The following is a 424-nucleotide window of genomic DNA, read 5'->3' as shown; positions in this document are numbered from 1 at the left end:
CGAGGAGGGCGAGCTTGGCGAGGTCGCGGTCGTCGATGCGCTTCTTGCGGTCGGCCAGGGCCTTGAACTGCTCGAAGACGTCGAGGAAGAGCGGCTCCTCGAGCGCGATGCCGAGCTCGCCCAGGCGCTGTCGCACGGCGCGGCGGCCGGAGTGCTTGCCGAGGACGATCGACGTGCAGGCGACGCCCACCGACTCGGGCGTCATGATTTCGTACGTCTCGCGGTGCTTGAGGACGCCGTCCTGGTGGATGCCCGCCTCGTGCGCGAACGCGTTGCGTCCCACGATGGCCTTGTTGGGCGGGACGTCCACACCCGTGCACGAGGCCACGAGCGCCGAGGCCGGCGCGAGCTCTCGCGCATCCACGCCCGTGCCGACGCCGTAGTAGGCGCGGCGAGTGCGGAGCGCCATCACCACCTCCTCGAG

At 70.8% G+C, this 424-nt stretch carries 1 pseudogene; it reads right to left on the bottom strand.

The annotated features are described in order from the left end of the window. Positions 1-424, bottom strand: a pseudogene (locus I6F37_RS41390) (2-isopropylmalate synthase); the annotation flags it as partial.

The sequence above is a fragment of the Bradyrhizobium sp. NBAIM08 genome, assembly GCF_020193935.1.
Lineage (GTDB): Bacteria > Pseudomonadota > Alphaproteobacteria > Rhizobiales > Xanthobacteraceae > Bradyrhizobium > Bradyrhizobium yuanmingense.
The sequence above is the reverse complement of the archived record's forward strand: the minus strand, read 5'-3'. Positions and strand labels throughout refer to the sequence as shown.